This is a genomic window from Comamonas sp. DB36 (assembly GCF_057914905.1).
In genome coordinates, this window is record NZ_CP196632.1 from 254,988 (window position 1) to 272,419 (window position 17,432).

Genomic DNA, 17,432 nt, shown 5'->3' on the forward strand with positions numbered 1-17,432 from the left:
ACCGGCAATGCGATCCCCCAAGCTGCTCATTTTTGGTGCCGGGGCCATGGGCTGCACGCTGGCCTGGCACCTGGCCGGCAGCGGCGTGGCGGTGACGCTGGCCGCGCGCGGCCAGGCCTTGCAGGCCATCCAGGCACGGGGCCTGGGCCTGTGGTCCGAAGGCCAGGCGCGCGCCAGCGTCGCGGTGCAGGCCGTGGATGCCGCCGATCTGGCCTGGGACTTCGACTTCATCATTGTCTGCGTCAAGCAATACGACCTGGCCGCCGCGCTGCATACACTGTCGCCGGCCATGGGCCGCGGCGTGCCGGTCGTGCCGCTGGTCAACGGCGTGCCATGGTGGTTCTATACCGCCCATGGCGGCCTGGAAATGGGACCAGGGCAGCAGCTTTATGCGCAGGTGCCGTTGCAAGCCGTCATTGCCGGGGTGGTGCACATTCCCGCGCGCTTGCGCGCCGCGGGCGTGGTCGAGCAGGGCGGGCGCAACAGTCTGGTGCTAGGCGAAACCCGCGGGCCGGTGAGCGCGCGCGTGCAGCAGTTGGCGCAGCTTCTGGATGCCACCGAACTGAGCTGCGCCACCTCCGACCAGATGCAGGACATGGTCTGGTCCAAGCTGCTGGGCAATGCGGTGTTCAACCCCTTGAGCGTCCTGGCCCAGGCCAGCATGCGCGAGATGCTAGAGGACGCCTATCTGCGGCCCATGGCGCAGCAGATGATGGCGGAAGTGCTGGCCGTGGGATGTGCCCTGGGCCTGCCGCAGTCCACCAGCGTGGAGCAGCGCATGCTGCAGGCGGCCTCGGCCGGAGACGTGAAAACTTCCATGCTGCAGGACGCGCTCGGTGGGAAAAAGCTGGAACTGTCCGCCATTCTCGGTGCCGTCGTGCACCTGGCGGCGCAGCGCGGCGTCCGCACGCCCCAGCTCGATGCGGTCTGGGGAGTGATGCGAAGAAGAAGCGATGGTTTTTGAAAAATGAATTCCAAGGAGACAAGCATGAAAAGATTCCAGCATCACCTGCTCGGGGCCTGCGCCGTGATGGCGCTGTCGACGGCCCATGCCCAGAAGTACCCGGACAAGCCCATCACCATCGTCGTGCCCTTCTCCCCCGGGGGCGTATCGGACGTGATGGCCCGGCATATCGCCGTCAAGCTGCAGGAGGATCTGGCCACGCCGGTGATCGTGACGAACAAGCCTGGCGCCGGCACGCTGATCGCCACCAACTTCGTGGCCAAGTCCGCGCCCGACGGCTATACGATTCTCATGGCCGCATCATCGTTCGGCATCGGCCCCAGCCTGTACAAGGAAAAGGCCGGCTATGACCCGGAAAAGCACTTCAAGCCGCTGTCGCTGCTGGCCGATGTTCCGCACATCATCGTGGTCCACCCCAAGTCAAAGTTGCCCGACGTGGCATCCCTGGTGCGCGAGTTGAAATCCGGCGACGGCAAGCACGCCAACTATGCTTCATCGGGCAGCGGCACTTCCAACCACCTTGAAGGCGAACTCTTTGCCAGCATCGCCAACATGCGCGCGACCCATATTCCGTTCAAGGGCAGCGTGCCCGCGCTGACTGCGGTCGCCAGCGGTGAAATCAGTTTCATGTTCGTCGACATTGCCGCTGCCAAGCCGTTTCTCGAGGGCGGGCGTGTGCAGCCCCTGGCCGTGACGACGCAGGCGCGCTCGCCCGCGATGCCGGACCTGCCTACGGTGGCGGAGTCGGGCGTGAAGAACTTCAGTGCCACGCCCTGGCTGGGGTTTGTCGTGCCCGCGCAGACGCCGGACAGCGTGGTCGACACGCTCAGCACGTCACTGCGCAAGCTCTCGCGCGATCCTCAGACGCGTGAACGCTTTGCAGCCATGGGGCTGGATCCGAAGTTCACCAGCCCGCGCGACTTTCAGCAGTTCATGCAGGCCGATCGCAAGAAATGGGAAGAAGTGATCGTGCGGGCGAACATCGTGCCGGAGTGAACGCCGGGGCATATCCATCCATCATGGGATGGAGCGACAGGGCCCGGCTGGCTCTGTGCCCGGTATTTAGCCGCTAAAACACCGCGGTTCAGCGCGCCGGAATTCATGCCCATCAGGATGGGCATGGCACACGCCGGTTTCGTTATATCGGATGCCGCTGGCTATACTGCCTGCGCCTTTTGCGTGCAGCATGGCGCAAGGGCAGCCGCCCCGCAGGCCCTGGCGATCGCCCGCGGTGAAGCGGCCAAGGCCAAGTGTCGCTGCTTTGACAGGGGGATGGAAATGGTTCCACCGAACAAGTCTCAGTACGCCGCCGACGGCGCGGCGCAGTCGCAGGAAGCGCAGCGCGCCATCCTGCTGTGGGTGCCTTTCGCGCACAAGGACCAAGCCAAGGCCTTGGGTGCGAAATGGGATCGCCAGGCCCATGCCTGGTATGTACCGGCGGGCATCGATGCCGCGCCGTTTGCGCAGTGGACGCAGCGCCACAACGACGACGTGGCGCGCGAACGCCAGCGCCTGCCCGAACGCGAATATCTCGATGTGCCCTACGGCGAGCGCAAGGCGGCCAAGGCCGCGGGCGCGGTCTGGGATCCCCTGGCCAGGTGCTGGTATGCCGGCCCGCACTGCGATCGGCAAAAGCTCGCGCGCTGGCAGCCGCACCAGGACGAAGCCGGCGCAATGCCGACAGCGCGCGAAGCCTTCGCCGCCGCGCTGCGTGCCATGGGCTGCGTGGTCAGCGGCGAGCACCCCGTGATGGACGGCCAGCGCCATGGGATCGGCGTGGAAGGGGCCGTGCCCGTCGGTGCCGCCGCGCCCCAGGACGCCGACGAAGCCGCGTTCTACGTGGCCCATCTCGAAGGCCGGCCCCACGGCTATATCCGCAACTTCAGGACCGGCATCGATATGCAGTGGAAAGCCAAGGCGGTGGCGCTGTAGCCCGGCGCGTCCCGTCACGTGCGGGACGCCGTTTGTGTCGCGGCAATGCTCCAATATTTTTCAACGAGGCGGCCCAGCCGGGGCCACCCGCAATCCCACAAGGACGAAAAATGTTTGCTGAACCATCCGCGAAGACCCGGGACCTGCTGCAGCGTCTGAACGCGTTCTTTGACGAACACATCTATCCCAACGAAGAACGCTATCTGCGCGAAATGGACGCGTTCCGCCGTGCAGGCAATGCCTGGCAGGTCTCGCCGCTGATCGAGGAGCTCAAGCCGCTGGCGCGCAAGGCCGGGCTGTGGAACATGTTCCTGCCGCACGAGTACCGCGGCGTTGCGGGCATCTCCAATCTCGACTACGCGCCGCTGTGCGAAGTCATGGGCCGCGTGACCTGGTCGGGCGAAGTGTTCAACTGCTCGGCGCCCGATACCGGCAACATGGAGACCATTGAACGCTACGGCACCGAAGCGCAGAAGGACCAGTGGCTAGAGCCTCTGCTGCGCGGCGAAATCCGCTCGGGCTTTCTGATGACCGAGCCCGCTGTGGCGTCTTCCGATGCGACCAATATCCAGTGCACGATTCGCCGCGAAGGCGACGAGTACGTGATCAATGGCCGCAAGTGGTTCTCGTCGGGCGCGGGCAGCCCGCATTGCCAGATCTTCATCGTCATGGGCAAGACCGACCCCGACGCGCCGCGCCACGCGCAGCAGTCCATGGTGCTGGTGCCGCGCGCGGCCGAAGGCGTCACGGTGCTGCGCCATCTGTCGGTGTTCGGCTACGACGACGCGCCACACGGCCATATGGAAGTGCTGCTCGAGAACGTGCGCGTTCCCGTGGAGAACATCCTGCTGGGCGAAGGCCGGGGCTTCGAAATTGCCCAGGGCCGGCTTGGCCCCGGACGCATTCACCACTGCATGCGCTCCATAGGCGCCGCGGAACGCGCGCTCGAAATGATGTGCGACCGGCTCAATGCGCGCGTGGCCTTCGGCCGCAAGCTGTCCGAGCAGTCGGTCTGGCACGAGCGCATTGCCGAGTCGCGCTGCATGATCGACCAGGCGCGGCTGCTGACGCTCAATGCGGCCTACAAGATGGACACCGTGGGCAACAAGAATGCACGCGCCGAGATCGCGATGATCAAGGTGGTGGCGCCCAACATGTCGTGCAAGGTCGTCGACTGGGCGATACAGGCGCATGGCGCGGCCGGCGTGAGCCAGGACTTCTGGCTGGCCGAAGCCTATGCCCACCAGCGCACCGTGCGCATCGTCGACGGCCCCGATGAAGTCCACCGCAACGCGATCGCCAAGCTCGAGCTGGCCAAGCGCGCGGCCACCGCGCACGGCTGATCAGGCAGCCGCGCAGGGCCGCTGGCGACAGCGGTCCTGAAGATTCTTGCCCTCCGCATGGAGGGCTTTTTTTTGCCTCATCGCGCCGCTCCAGAAAACGCTGGCGCCTGAGCTGCCGGCGCTGCGAGCGCTCTGCCCGCCGCCTTTTTCCCGTCCCTCTAAGTCCTGCGCACCGCCATGCCTGTCGCGCAGGCGTTAGCCGTGGGCGCGCGCCGTTGCGCGCCGGTCACGCGTGTTTTCCCTGGAGCCAAAGCCGGCGCGAATTCCTATTATTACTTGCCGGCCGACAAGTAAACATTGGGCGGCGTTCGGGGCATTGCAGCCTGCAGGCCCGCAAAAACGCAGACACATACGAGGAGACAGATCTTGTTGAAATTCAATGCATCGCGCGCGCTGCGCCCATCGCCTCTGACTCTGGCGCTGGCCGCCACCCTGTGCACCGGTTTGCCGGCGCTGGCCCAGCAGGCCCAGAAGGAGGAACTGCGCCAGATAACGTCCCCTGCGGGCGGCCTGGCCGCCACGCCGTCGAGCAGCGTCAGCATCTATGGCCTGATCGACACCAGCGTGGGCTATGTGTCCAGCCCCAACGGCCGCATCACGCGCGTCGACAGCGGCCACATGAACGGCTCGCGCCTGGGATTCAAGGGCAGCGAGGACCTGGGCGGCGGACTGCGCGCCAACTTCCTGCTGGAAATGGGCATCAACAGCGATTCGGGCACACTGGGCCAGAACCAGGGCGCAGGCGCCAAGGGCTTTGGCCGCGGCGCGCTGGTCAGCCTGACCGGCAACTTCGGCGAAATCCGCCTGGGCCGCACCGTGACCGCCATCAGCTCCGAAGTGCAGGCCGTGGGCGATGCCTTCGGTCTGGGCGGCGGCGGCAACCTGCAGGGCATTCAGCCCGCGTCGGGCCGGGTCAACAACAGCATCTGGTACCAGACGCCGTCCATGGCAGGCTTCATCGGCAAGATCTCCTATGCGCCCGGCGAGACTTCGCCGGCCCCGGGCAGCGGCCTGGGTTCGAGCACGGGCTCGAGCAGCGCGGCCGCGCTGTTCTATGCGAACAAGGCACTCAGCGGCGCGCTGTCGTACACCGTGCACAAGCACATCGTCGACGGCAGCAGCGTCAAGTGGTTCAACTCCAGCCTGGCCTATGACTTCGGCGCGGCCAAGGTGTTCGGCTCGTTTGCGATGTTCAAGAACCCCAGCGCCGCGATCACTCCGGCCACGCAGGCCGCGGCCGACAACAACCTGGGCTTTGCGGGCTTTCCCACGGTGGGCTATTACGCCGGTCAGGACGATCGCAGCGCTTCGTTGGGCGTGGCCGTGCCCTTCGGCAGGAGCACGGTGCTGGCCCAGGTGGTGCATGTCAACGACCGCGGCCCGCTCAACCGCGATGCCACGCAGGTCGGCGTGGCCTACCTCTACGCGCTGTCCAAGCGCACCAGCCTCTACGCCGACTACGGCCGCGTGAAGAACCGCAACGGCTCGGCCTATGCCCTGACCGGCGCCACCAGCCAGGCCGCGCCCGGCAGCAACGGCAACAGCGATGCGCTGCATCTGGGCATTCGCCACGCGTTCTGATATGCAGGGTTGATGTTGGAGCCGGGGCTTGGGTCCCGGCTTTTTGCCGTGTGAGGTCATGGAATCATGAACGGCCCGTACTCATGCTTTGAGCGCAGGCCGTTCACCCTTCGACGCGGCCGGCGAGGCAGGCTCTCAAGAAGCAGTTTTGTCAAATAAATCAATAACTTAGAAGGTGGCCGGTTTGGGAGAAAGGCGGCAAAACAGTGACCCGTTCGTGGTGAGCCTGTCGAACCATGAACGGCCTGTCCACATGACTTGAGCGCAGGCCGTTCATCCTTCGACAGGCTCAGGACGAACGGATTCTTTATGCCCGCTGTTTCTCTTGAACGCCTTGCGAGACCCCGTCTCGCTTACCCCGCTCAGAAAAAATGGGGGAGTAGGCTCTTGCGCAATCGTTCGTTAAACGCTTTTTGCCAACCGTTCGTTCCATGCCTTCTTACTTCCCCCACCTCCACCCCGACTGGCTGTCCCTGCACCAGGAAGAAGTGCTGGAGCCCGCCTTGCCCATCATCGACGCCCACCACCATCTGTGGGAGACGCCTGAATTCAGCTATGCGCGCGCGCAGCTGGAGCAAGACCTGGGCAGCGGCCATGCGGTGCGCGCGACGGTGTTTGTCGAATGCCTGTCGCACTACCGCGCGCATGGCCCCGAGGCGCTGCGGCCTGTGGGCGAAACCGAATATGTCGTCCAGCACAGCGGCCCTGCCCAAAGCGGTGCCGATATGTGCGCCGGCATTGTCGGCTGGGCCGATCTGCAGCTGGGCGACCAGATCACGCCGGTGCTGGAGCAACATATCCAGGCCGGGCAGGGCCGGTTTCGCGGCCTGCGCAGCCGGCCCACCTGGCATGCGGACCCGGCCATCCATGCGCTGGGCGCGGGCCATGCCGAGGTACTGCTGCAGCCGCGGGTGCAGCAGGCGGTGCGCGCGCTGGGGCGGCTGGGGCTGACGCTCGACATTTGGGTCTATCACACGCAGCTCGCGGACGTGGCGCGGCTGGCCGCTTCCTGTCCGCAGACCACGCTGGTACTCAACCATTGCGGCGGGCCGCTGGGCGTGGGCCCGTATGCCGGGCAGCGCGACGCCGTGCTGCACGACTGGCAGGCGCAAATGCAGGCGCTGAGCCGCCACCCGAACATCGTCGTCAAGCTCGGCGGCCTGGCCATGCCGCGCTGCGGTTTTGGCTGGCATCAAGCCGCAAGGCCCGTGGGCTCGCAAGTCCTGGCCAGTGCGTGGGCTCCTTATATAGAGCACTGCATTGCGGCGTTTGGCGTGCAGCGCTGCATGTTTGAAAGCAACTTTCCCATGGACAAGACGGGCTGCAGTTATGTGACGCTGTGGAATGCGTTCAAGCGCCTGGCCGGCGGCGCGAGTGCCGGCGAAAAGGCCGCGCTGTTCGAGGGCACGGCGGCCCGCGTCTACCGGTTGTAGGGCAGGGCGCGGGCGGGCGTGTGCTCAGCGGCCGGTGTAGACCGGGTCGCGCTTTTCGAGGAAGGCGCGCTGGGCTTCCTTGGAGTCTTCGGTCTTGGACAGCGCCACGGTATTGCCCTGCTCGTAGCGGTAGGCGTCGCGCGAAGGCATGACCAGGGTCATGCGCGCGGCTTCCTTGGCCAGGCGCATGGCGATCGGGCTCTTGGAGGCAATGTCGCGCGCCATCTCCATGCAGTAGGGCATGAGTTCGTCGGCGGGCAGGCAGGCCTCGATCAGGCCCAGGCGGTACAGTTCCTGGGCCGAGACCTTCATTCCGGTATAGAACATGCGGCGCGCGCGCGACTGGCCGAAGACTTTCTGCAGAAAGGTCACGCCGCCGGCCAGGCCCACATTGATCTCGGGCATGGACACATAGGCGTCTTCGGACGCGACCCAGATGTCGGACGCCATCACCAGGCCGAAGCCCGCGCCCAGCGCCGGGCCGTTGATCGCGGCAATGATGGGCTTGGAGCATTCGACCACGGCGTAGTAGGACTCGCGCACGCGGCGGTTGTGCGCGCCGTAGGCACCGGCGACGCCCGCGAGGTTGGGGCGCTCGCGGATGTCGGCGCCGGCGGAAAACGCCTTGCCCGCGCCGGTCAGCACGATGCAGGCCACGTCGTCGCGGTCGGAAAGCAGGTCGAACACGCGCGTGATTTCCTCGCGCAGCTCTATGTTCTGCGCATTCACGGGCGGGCGGTTGAGCGTGACCACGGCCACGCCGGCGTCGACGGTCAGAGTGATGGTGTTGAGTTTCATGAAAGTCTCCTTGTTGTGGGGGCAGCAAATCGGTTCACTGTCAGCTTTTACCTGCCGAAAGGTAAGTGCATGCGCCATGCTAACCGCTGATACGGCCCGTCGCAAGTCACCTTGGCGCCAGTCGAGTGCAATGCAAAAGAGGCGCACCCGCCCCTGCAAATACCCGCAAAAAATGCGCTAGGCAAGCATGTTTCTCCCTAGGGTTTCGGACTTTTTTGCCAGCGTTTTGCGCAGGTGAAACTGCTATCCTTTGCTTACTTACCTGTCGGCATGTAAGCGAAAAATTTCAAGACACGGCGTCCCCGGGAGCTGAGGTTTTCAGCCCTGAGGCCGGCGCCGGAAAAGACAAGAAGGAGCAGCGTTGATGACGATGTTGGGTCTGATGCAACAGCAGGATTTGCTGATCTCGCAGCTCATAGAGCATGCGGCCACGCACCACGGTCAGGTGGAAATCGTCTCGCACGTTTCCGACAGCCGCAGCTACCGCACGACCTGGGGCGAAGTGTGCCAGCGCGCCAAGCGCCTGGCCAACGCCCTCACGGACCTGGGCGTGCAGCCGGGCCAGCGCATCGCGACGCTGGCCTGGAACACGCACCGCCATCTGGAATTGTATTTCGCGGTCGCGGGCATGGGCGCGGTGTCGCACACCGTCAACCCGCGGCTGTTTGCCGAGCAGATCAGCTACATCATCAACCACGCGGCCGATGAGTATGTGTTCTTCGACCTGGGCTTTGCCGATCAACTGGTGGCGATTGCCGACCAGCTGCCCACGGTCAAGGGCTTTGTCGCGCTGTGCGAACGCAGCGAACTGCCCGACATCGCCCTGCCCAATCTGCTGTGCTATGAAGACCTGATCGCGCAGGCCTCGCCCGACTTCGAATGGCCGGCGCTCGACGAGAACACCGCTTCCTCGCTGTGCTACACCTCGGGCACCACGGGCAATCCCAAGGGCGTGCTCTACAGCCATCGCTCGACACTGCTGCACGCCTGGACCGCCTGCACGGTCGACGGCCTGGCGCTGTCGACGCGCGACAGCGTGCTGCTGGCCGTGCCCATGTTCCATGTCAATGCCTGGGGCATCCCCTATGCCGCGGCCATGTGCGGCGCCAAGCTGGTGCTGCCCGGCCCCGGTGTCAGCGGCGAGCGGCTCTATGCGCACATGGTCAAGGAAGGCTGCACCTTCTCGCTGGGCGTGCCCACGGTGTGGCTGGGCTTTTTCCAGTACATCGAAAGCCAGCGCGCGCAGCTCGACCTATCGCAGCTCAAGCTCCAGCGCGTGGTGGTCGGCGGCTCGGCCGCGCCGCGCGCGATGATAGAAAAATTCGGCACGCTGCTGGACACCTTCGTGATCCAGGCCTGGGGAATGACAGAGACCAGCCCGCTGGCGACCATTGGCAATCTGCTGCCGTCGCAGCAGGACCTGCCGCTGGACAAGCGCTTCGACATCCAGGCCCGGCAGGGCCGGGCGATCTTCGGCATCGAAGTCGGCATCTTCAGCCCCGAAGGAAAGCGCCTGCCGCATGACGGCAAGAGCGTGGGCGAGATCAAGGTGCGCGGCCCCTGGGTGGTGTCGGCGTACTACGGCAGCCAGCCCGGTGCGGCGCTGGGTGAAGACGGCTGGTTTGCGACCGGCGACGTGGCCTTGATCGACAGCGACGGCTTTGTGCAGATCACCGACCGCACCAAGGACGTGATCAAGTCGGGCGGCGAATGGATTTCCTCCATCGATCTGGAGAACGTCGCCGTCGGCCACCCCAAGGTGCAGGAAGCCGCGGTGATAGGCGTGGCGCACAGCAAGTGGCAGGAACGCCCGCTGCTGATCGTCGTGCCCAAGACCGGCGAATGCATCACCGCTGCCGAGATGACCGAATTCATGCAGGACCGCGTGGCGCGCTGGTGGCTGCCCGACGACGTGGTGTTTGTCGACGCCCTGCCGCATACCGCGACCGGCAAGCTGCTCAAGACGCAGCTGCGCGAGCAGTTCAAGGGGCATCGGCTCAGTACCGATCCGGTGTGAGAAGACCCAACCAGGCGAACCAGCCATTGGGCAGGTCATGCCTAAGCTTGAGCTTGGCCGTTCATCCTTCGACAAGCTCAGGACGAACGGGGCTGGGGCTCAGGACGAACGGTTTTTCTCACCCCCGATTTTTTAGACAGTCAGTGCATTCCATAACTACCAGGAGACAGACATGAACGCTTTCCCTTCGATTCCCCGGATGTCCGCGCTGGCCCTGCTCGCCGGCAGCGCCTTGCTTGCCGCGCTGCCCGCGCAGGCGCAGATCAGCGATGACGTGGTGCGCATAGGCGTGATGGCCGACCAGACCGGCACCTATTCGGGCAATGGCGGGCCGGGCTCGTCGCTGGCGGTGCGCATGGCGGTGGAGGACTTTGGCGGCAAGGTGCTGGGCAAGCCGATCGAAGTCACCGTGGCCGACGACCAGAACAAGCCCAATGTGGGCATCAACATGGCGCGCCAATGGATAGAGAACGAGAAGTTCGACACCATCGTCGGCGGCTCGGCTTCGTCGATTGCCTTCGGCGTGTCGAGCATGATGAAGGAGAAGAAAAAGCCGTATCTCGTGGCCGGCACGGTCTCTTCCGACCTCACGGGCAAGATGTGCTCGCCCATGACCGTGCAGTTCATTGTCGACACCTACCAGCTGGCCAACGCGGGCGTGACGGCGCTGCTCAAGCAGGGCGTCAAATCGTTCTTCTTCATCACCGTCGACTACGCGTTCGGCGCCGCGATGCAGGCCGATGCGACCAAGTTCATCGAGGCCGGCGGCGGCAAGGTCGTGGGCTCGGTGCGCCATCCGCTGGGCGCGTCCGACTATTCGTCGTATCTGCTGCAGGCCCAGGCCAGCAAGGCCCAGGCCATCGTCGTGCTCAACGCCGGCCTCGATCTGACCAATGCCTTGAAGCAGGCCGCCGAGTACAAGCTCGCGCGCAACGGCCAGAAGGTCGGCGTGTTCGGCATGACCATCAACAGCGTCTCGGCCATGGGCCTGGACGTGGCCCAGGGCCTGCAGATCACCGCGCCGTTCTACTGGGACCGCAACGCCGAATCGCGTGCCTGGGCCAAGCGCTTCATGGAAAAGAACAAGGGCGTGGTGCCGACCTATATCCATGCGGGTGCCTACAGCGCGGCCATGCACTATCTCAAGGCGGTGCAGGCCGCGGGAACGGACGAAGGCGTGGCGGTGATGGCCAAGATGAAGGCCACGCCGGTCAACGACTTCTCGATGAAGAACGCCATGATCCGCGAGGACGGCCAGCTGATCCGTCCGACCTATGCGATCCAGGTCAAGACCCCGGCCGAATCCAAAGGCAAGAACGACCTCTACAAGATCGGCGAAGAAATCCCGGGCGAGTCGGTGTTCCGTCCGCTGGCCGATGGCGGCTGCGACTTCGTGAAGAAGTAAGCGTAGGTGCCCCGGCCTGCGCGCCGGGGCTGCGGTTTCCCGTTTGTCAGGCGCATTGCGCCATCGCTTGCCCAGGTTTTGCCATGACCCGTATTGAAATCGTCACCACCACGCGCGACCAGCTGGGCGAATGTCCGCTGTGGGATGAGCGCAGCCAGTCGCTCTACTGGATAGATTCGCATGCGCAGCTGGTGCGCCGTCTTGTGCCCGCCAGCGGCGATTACCGCGAGTGGCATCTGCCCACGGCCATAGGCTCGATTGCGCTGTGCGACAGCGGCCGGCTGCTGGTCGCGCTGGCCCATGGTTTCAGCTATCTCGATCTGGCATCGGGTGAAGTCACGCCGCTGGCTGCGGTCACGCATGTTGCCGAGCGCATACGCCTGAACGACGGCCGCTGCGACCGCGCGGGCCGCTTTGTCTGCGGCTCGCTGGTGATGGGCCGCAACGAGCCGCTGGCCGCGCTCTACCAGGTCGATGCGCGCGGCCGCGTGCAGCAGCTGGACCAAGGCTTCGCCATTTCCAATGCCATCTGCTTCAGTCCCGACGGGCAGTGGCTTTATTACACCGACAGCCGCACACGCAAGATCCTGCGCTACCCCTACGACAGCGCGCGCGGCCGCGCCGGCCAGCCCACGGTCTGGGTCGATACCGCGCAGCTCAAATCCGCGGCCGATGGCGCGACCGTCGACAGCGAAGGCGGCCTGTGGACCGCGCTGGTCGAGACCGGCCAGATGGCGCGCTTTCTGCCCGACGGCAGGCTCGATCGCCTGATCGACATGCCCGTGCGCCATGTGACCTGCCCCTGTTTCGGCGGCCCCGATCTCGACGTGCTCTACGTCACCAGCATCAGCAACAGCGGCAACGCGCTCAAGGACGAGCACCCCGACGCGGGTGCGCTGTTCGCCGTGCACGGCACGGGAGTGCGCGGACTGCGCGAAGTGCGTTTTGCCGACCAGCCCTGAACGAATCAACGAAAACCAGGAGACAACAATGAACAACAAGCTCGAAGGCAAAGTGGCCTTGATCACCGGCGGCGCGCGCGGCATAGGCCGGGCGATTGCCGATGCCATGGCCCAGGCCGGCGCCGTAGTCGGCGTGCTCGATCTGCGCGAAGACCTGGCCCAGGCCGCGGCCGAGGAAATCCGCGCCCAGGGCGGCCAGGCGATGGCGTTCGGCGGCAACGTGGCCGAACGCGAGACCTTCGTCAACGCGGTGCAGGGCATGAAGCAGGCGCATGGCCGCTTCGACATCCTGGTCAACAACGCGATCTGGGTGCGCTATGGCGCGATCTCGGCGATCACGCCCGAGATGCTCACGCGCATGGTGGGCACGGGCTTCAACTCCGTGGTCTGGGGCATTCAGGTGGGTTCGGAGGCCATGACCGAAGGTGGCAGCATCATCAACATCGCTTCGGCGGCGGCTTTCCTGGGCGTGCCCGAAGCCATGGTCTACGGCGGCGTCAAGGCCGGCGTGCTGGGCCTGACGCGCTCCTCGGCCGTGGACCTGGGGCCGCGCGGCATACGCGTCAACGCGGTCTGCCCGGGCTCGGTGCCCACCGAGGGCATGAAGGGCAATGTGGACCCCGACAAGATCGCGGTGCGCATCGCGCGCACGCCGCTGCGCCGCCTGGGCGAAGTCGAGGACATCGCCAACGCGGCGATGTTCCTGGCCTCGGCGGACAGCAGCTGGGTCACGGGCACCTCCATCCTGGTCGATGGCGGCGTGACCCACGCCATGATCTGAAGGCGCTGGCATGCAAGTTCCCCCCGATCCCTACATCCTGCAGGCCACGGGCCTGAGCAAGCAGTTCCGCGGCTTCTATGCGGTCAAGGACGTGAATCTGCGCGTGCGCCGCCACAGCGTGCACGCGCTGATAGGCCCCAATGGCGCGGGCAAGACCACCTGCTTCAATCTGCTGAGCACTTTCCTGCGCTCGACCACGGGCACGATCAAATTCAATGGCAAGGACATTTCCGCCAGCGACCCGGCGACCGTGTCGTCCATGGGCCTGGTGCGTTCGTTCCAGATCTCGGCGGTGTTCGGCCAGATGACGGTGCTGGAGAACGTGCGCGTGGCCTTGCAGCAAAAGGCCGGCATGACCTGGGCGTTCTGGCGCCGCGACAGCGCGCTGCAGGTGCTGGACGCGCGCGCGCTGGAGCTCATAGAAATGGTGGGCCTCACGCGCTGGCTGCATACGCCGGCCGTGGAGCTGCCCTACGGCCGCAAGCGCGTGCTCGAGCTGGCGACGACCATTGCGCTCGAGCCCGAAATGATTCTGCTCGACGAGCCCATGGCTGGCCTGGGCCACGAGGACATTGGCCCGGTGATGGAGATCATCCGCAACGTGGCCAAGGGAAGGACCATTCTGATGGTCGAGCACAACATGAAGGTCATTGCCGAGCTGTGCGACCGCGTCACCGTGCTGCAGTCGGGCCAGATCCTGGCCGAAGGCAGCTATGACGAAGTCTCGCGCGACCCGGCGGTGATCGAAGCCTATGTGGGAGGCGCGAATGACTGAAGCCAACAACGCTGCCTTGTGCCTGTCGGTCAAGGGCCTGGTCGGCCACTATGGCGAGAACCTGGCGCTGCACGGCATGGACCTCGAAGTGCGCCAGGGCGAAGTGGTCTGCCTGCTGGGCCGCAACGGCGCTGGCAAGACCACCACGCTGCGCGCGGTCGTGGGGCTGCTGGAAAAGCGCCGCGGCAGCATAGAGATCAACGGCCGCGAGACCATAGCCATGCTGCCCGAGACGATAGCGAAACTCGGCGTCGCCTACTGCCCCGAGGAGCGCGGCATCTTCTCCAGCCTGAGCACCGAGGAAAACCTGCTGCTGCCGCCCGTGCTGCGCCCCGGGGGCCTGAGCGTCGACGAGATCTACATGCTGTTTCCCAACCTCAAGGAGCGCCGCCACAGCCAGGGCACCAAGCTCTCGGGCGGCGAACAGCAGATGCTGGCGATCGCGCGCATCCTGCGCACCGGAGCCAAGTTCCTGCTGCTCGACGAGTGCACCGAAGGCCTGGCACCGGTGATCGTCTCCAAGATAGGCCAGACCATTCGCATCCTCAAGGAGCGCGGCTTCACGGTGCTGATGGTCGAGCAGAACTTCCGTTTCGCTTCAAAGATTGCGGACCGGTTCTATGTGATCGACGAGGGCGTGGTGGTCGACCATTTCCACCGCGACGACATCGCCAGGGATCTGGCACGCATCGAAGGGCTGCTGGGACTATGAAGCGCACACCAAACATTTTCGCGCGCTGCGGCGCGGCGCTCTACAGGAGAGTCCACCATGGATGAGATTTTCGGCATTCCCATGTCGGCCTTCGTCGGGCAACTGGTCATAGGCCTGATCAACGGTTCGTTCTACGCCTTGATGAGCCTGGGCCTGGCCATCATTTTCGGCCTGCTGCATGTGGTGAACTTCGCGCATGGCGCGCAGTACATGCTGGGCGCGTTTGTTGCCTGGGGCCTGCTCGAGTACTTCGGCATCAGCTACTGGTATGCGCTGATCATCACCCCGCTGGTGGTCGGGGGCTTCGGGCTGGTGATAGAGCGGCTGATGCTGCGCCGGCTGTACCGCGTCGACCATGTCTACGCGCTGCTGCTGACCTTCGGCCTGGCGATGCTGATGGAAGGCGCGTTCCGCTGGAAGTTCGGCGCCACCGGCCAGCCCTATCCGAATCCCATCTCGGGCGGCTTTGACATCGGCATCAGCTACATCCCAGCCTACCGCGTCTGGGTGATTGCCGCTTCGCTGGTGCTGTGCCTGGGCACCTGGCTGGTGATAGAGCGCACCAAGCTGGGCGCCTACCTGCGCGCGGCCAACGAGAACGCGGCGCTGGTGCGCACCTTCGGCATCAACGTGCCGCGCATGCTGATGCTGACCTACGGCCTGGGCGTGGGTCTGGCGGGCCTGAGCGGCGCCATGGCCGCGCCCATCTACCAGGTCAATCCGCTGATGGGCAACAGCCTGATCGTGGTGGTGTTCGCGGTCGTGGTGATCGGCGGCATGGGCTCGATCATCGGCTCCATCATCACCGGCTTCAGCCTGGGCTTGGTCGAAGGCCTGACCAAGCTGATCTACCCGGACGCCGCCGGCGTCGTCATCTTCATCGTGATGATCATCACGCTGGCAATCCGTCCCAACGGCCTGTTTGGCCAGGAGGCCCGATGAAATACTTCTCTCCAGCCACGCAGCGCCTGCTGCTTGCGGCCTTCGTCGCCTTGCTGCTGGTCGCGCCTTTCGTGCTCTACCCGCAGTTCCTGATCGAGATCTTCTGTTTCGCGCTGCTCGCGGCCGCGCTCAATCTGCTGGTCAGCTACTGCGGCCTGCTGTCCTTCGGCCACGCGATGTTCTTTGGCGCTTCGGGCTATGTCACGGCCCAGGCCATCAAGGTCTGGGGACTGGACCCGGCGCTGGGCATTCTGTGCGGTGTGGGCGTGGCCGTGGTCATAGGCGCGCTCACCGGTGCACTCGCCATCCGCCGCCAGGGCATCTACTTCTCGATGATCACGCTGGCGTTCTCGCAGCTGATCTATTTCTTCGCGCTGCGCATGCCTTTCACCGGCGGCGAGGACGGCCTGCAGGACGTGCCGCGGCGCGCGATGTTCGGCGTCATCGAGCTGGGCAACAACTACGTGATGTATTTCACGGTGTTCGCGCTCACGGCCTTCGGCTTCTTTGCCATCCACCGCATCGTCAACTCGCCGTTCGGCCAGGTGCTGCGCGCCATCCGCGACAACGAGCCGCGTGCGATTTCGCTGGGCCTGCGCGCCAATCGCTACAAGCTGCTGGTGTTCATCCTGTCGGCGTCGCTGGCCGGCCTGGCGGGCGCGATCAAGGCCGTGGCCTTCCAGGTGGTGACGCTCAACGACCTGACCTGGGTGACTTCGGGCGAGGCGCTGCTGATCTGCATCCTGGGCGGAATGCAGACCCTGCTCGGCCCGATCGCGGGTGCGGTGCTGATCGTCTCCATGTCGCACTACCTCGCCTCGTACGCGGAGTGGGTGCTGATGATCCAGGGCCTGGTGTTCGTGGTCGTCGTGCTGTCGTTCCGCAAGGGCCTGGTGGGCGAACTCTATGCCTGGCTCGAACGCCGCTCGCTGCGCGCGGCCGGTAAGGAGCTGCCATGAGCGCGACAGACCGTGATGCCGTGATGGCTGCGCTGCAGGGCGCGCGCCTGCTCGAAGGCCGGCTGGCGCTGGTCACGGGCGCCGCCAGCGGCATAGGCCAGGCGATTGCCCAGGGCCTGGCCAGCGCCGGCGCGCGCGTGATCGTCACCGACATCAGCGAGCAGCGCTGCGCCGAAACGCTGGCGCTGATCAGCGCGGCCGGCGGCCAGGCCTGGGGCTTTGCGCTGGATGTGACCGATGCCGACGCGGCCGCGGCGCTGGCCGAGACGGTGGGCGCGCAGATCGGCGCCGTCGACATCGTCGTCAACAACGCCGGCGTGATCCTGCGCGAAGGCATTGACAGCCCGCGCGCCCACGCCAATATCCGGCGCGTGGTCGATGTCAACCTGCTGGGCACGTTCAACGTGATCCACGCCTGGCTGCCGGCCTTGCGCGCCACGCGCGGCTGCATCATCAACATCGCTTCGGGCGCGGCTTTCATTGCCCAGGCCGGGGCGCTGGGCTACTCGGCGTCCAAGGGCGCGGTGAAGATGCTGACGCAATCGATGGCCGCCGATCTCGGGCCTGACGGCATTCGCGTCAATGCGCTCGCCCCCGGCGTGATCGAGACGCCGATGACCGACGCGACGCGCGCCAACCCCGAGCGCCTGGCGCGCTTCATGGCGCGCATTCCCTCGGGCCGCGTGGGCCAGCCGCAGGAACTCGCGGGCGCGGCGGTGTTTCTGGCCTCGCCGCTGGCTTCCTATGTCAATGGCGTGACGCTGCCGGTGGATGGCGGCACGCTGGCGGTTTAACGGCCTTTCGATCCTTCGACAAGCTCAGGATGAG

The 17,432-nt window shown here is 65.4% G+C and carries 16 protein-coding genes; 15 read left to right on the top strand and 1 reads right to left on the bottom strand.

The features are described 5' to 3' along the window. The first annotated feature begins 7 nt into the window (after nucleotides 1-7). From ACSVDO_RS22185 to ACSVDO_RS22210, 6 genes are all read left to right on the top strand, one after another. A complete protein-coding gene (locus ACSVDO_RS22185; protein WP_489597238.1) occupies nucleotides 8-964 on the top strand; it encodes a ketopantoate reductase family protein in 957 nt (318 codons plus the stop codon). 24 nt (nucleotides 965-988) lie between these two features. Beyond that, nucleotides 989-1,960, top strand: a complete 972-nt coding sequence (locus tag ACSVDO_RS22190; protein WP_489597240.1) for a Bug family tripartite tricarboxylate transporter substrate binding protein — start codon at nucleotides 989-991, stop codon at nucleotides 1,958-1,960. 282 nt (nucleotides 1,961-2,242) lie between these two features. Continuing rightward, the gene (locus ACSVDO_RS22195) at nucleotides 2,243-2,896 is read left to right on the top strand and encodes a DUF5710 domain-containing protein (RefSeq protein ID WP_489597242.1); all 654 of its coding nucleotides are present in this window, start codon (nucleotides 2,243-2,245) and stop codon (nucleotides 2,894-2,896) included. Between the two features lie 110 nt (nucleotides 2,897-3,006). Further along, nucleotides 3,007-4,239: an acyl-CoA dehydrogenase family protein gene (locus tag ACSVDO_RS22200; RefSeq protein WP_332540295.1), complete on the top strand. Its 1,233-nt coding sequence runs from the start codon at nucleotides 3,007-3,009 to the stop codon at nucleotides 4,237-4,239. 366 nt (nucleotides 4,240-4,605) lie between these two features. Next, nucleotides 4,606-5,820, top strand: coding sequence for a porin (locus ACSVDO_RS22205; RefSeq protein WP_332540296.1), 1,215 nt, complete (start codon nucleotides 4,606-4,608; stop codon nucleotides 5,818-5,820). A gap of 431 nt (nucleotides 5,821-6,251) precedes the next feature. Continuing rightward, nucleotides 6,252-7,253: an amidohydrolase family protein gene (locus ACSVDO_RS22210; RefSeq protein WP_489597244.1), complete on the top strand. Its 1,002-nt coding sequence runs from the start codon at nucleotides 6,252-6,254 to the stop codon at nucleotides 7,251-7,253. 24 nt (nucleotides 7,254-7,277) lie between these two features. On the opposite strand, the gene ACSVDO_RS22215 is transcribed toward ACSVDO_RS22210, so the two are convergent. After that, nucleotides 7,278-8,051: an enoyl-CoA hydratase/isomerase family protein gene (locus tag ACSVDO_RS22215; RefSeq protein WP_489597246.1), complete on the bottom strand. Its 774-nt coding sequence runs from the start codon at nucleotides 8,049-8,051 to the stop codon at nucleotides 7,278-7,280. Nucleotides 8,052-8,421: 370 nt separating this feature from the next. Between ACSVDO_RS22215 and ACSVDO_RS22220 the strand changes: the two genes are divergently transcribed. From ACSVDO_RS22220 to ACSVDO_RS22260, 9 genes are all read left to right on the top strand, one after another. Further along, complete coding sequence (locus tag ACSVDO_RS22220; protein ID WP_489597384.1) at nucleotides 8,422-10,068, top strand: long-chain-fatty-acid--CoA ligase; 1,647 nt, start codon at nucleotides 8,422-8,424, stop codon at nucleotides 10,066-10,068. 172 nt (nucleotides 10,069-10,240) lie between these two features. Then, nucleotides 10,241-11,473, top strand: a complete 1,233-nt coding sequence (locus ACSVDO_RS22225; RefSeq protein ID WP_489597247.1) for an ABC transporter substrate-binding protein — start codon at nucleotides 10,241-10,243, stop codon at nucleotides 11,471-11,473. An 83-nt stretch (nucleotides 11,474-11,556) separates the two neighbouring features. Then, a complete protein-coding gene (locus ACSVDO_RS22230; RefSeq protein WP_489597248.1) occupies nucleotides 11,557-12,435 on the top strand; it encodes an SMP-30/gluconolactonase/LRE family protein in 879 nt (292 codons plus the stop codon). Nucleotides 12,436-12,463: 28 nt separating this feature from the next. Then, nucleotides 12,464-13,216 (top strand): SDR family NAD(P)-dependent oxidoreductase, encoded by a 753-nt coding sequence (locus tag ACSVDO_RS22235; protein ID WP_332536353.1) that lies wholly within the window; start codon nucleotides 12,464-12,466, stop codon nucleotides 13,214-13,216. 10 nt (nucleotides 13,217-13,226) lie between these two features. Next, nucleotides 13,227-13,991 (top strand): ABC transporter ATP-binding protein, encoded by a 765-nt coding sequence (locus ACSVDO_RS22240; protein ID WP_332536355.1) that lies wholly within the window; start codon nucleotides 13,227-13,229, stop codon nucleotides 13,989-13,991. Continuing rightward, a complete protein-coding gene (locus ACSVDO_RS22245) occupies nucleotides 13,984-14,703 on the top strand; it encodes an ABC transporter ATP-binding protein (protein ID WP_489597250.1) in 720 nt (239 codons plus the stop codon). Before ACSVDO_RS22240 ends, ACSVDO_RS22245 begins: the two co-directional genes overlap by 8 nt. 57 nt (nucleotides 14,704-14,760) lie before the next feature. Continuing rightward, on the top strand, nucleotides 14,761-15,645 hold the full coding sequence (locus tag ACSVDO_RS22250) for a branched-chain amino acid ABC transporter permease (RefSeq protein ID WP_489597252.1): 885 nt from the start codon (nucleotides 14,761-14,763) through the stop codon (nucleotides 15,643-15,645). Continuing rightward, on the top strand, nucleotides 15,642-16,604 hold the full coding sequence (locus tag ACSVDO_RS22255; RefSeq protein ID WP_489597254.1) for a branched-chain amino acid ABC transporter permease: 963 nt from the start codon (nucleotides 15,642-15,644) through the stop codon (nucleotides 16,602-16,604). Before ACSVDO_RS22250 ends, ACSVDO_RS22255 begins: the two co-directional genes overlap by 4 nt. Then, nucleotides 16,601-17,398 carry an SDR family NAD(P)-dependent oxidoreductase gene (locus tag ACSVDO_RS22260; RefSeq protein ID WP_489597255.1) on the top strand — a complete coding sequence of 266 codons (798 nt, stop codon included), beginning with the start codon at nucleotides 16,601-16,603 and terminating at the stop codon, nucleotides 17,396-17,398. The genes ACSVDO_RS22255 and ACSVDO_RS22260 overlap by 4 nt, the downstream gene beginning before the upstream one ends. Nucleotides 17,399-17,432 lie beyond the last annotated feature (34 nt).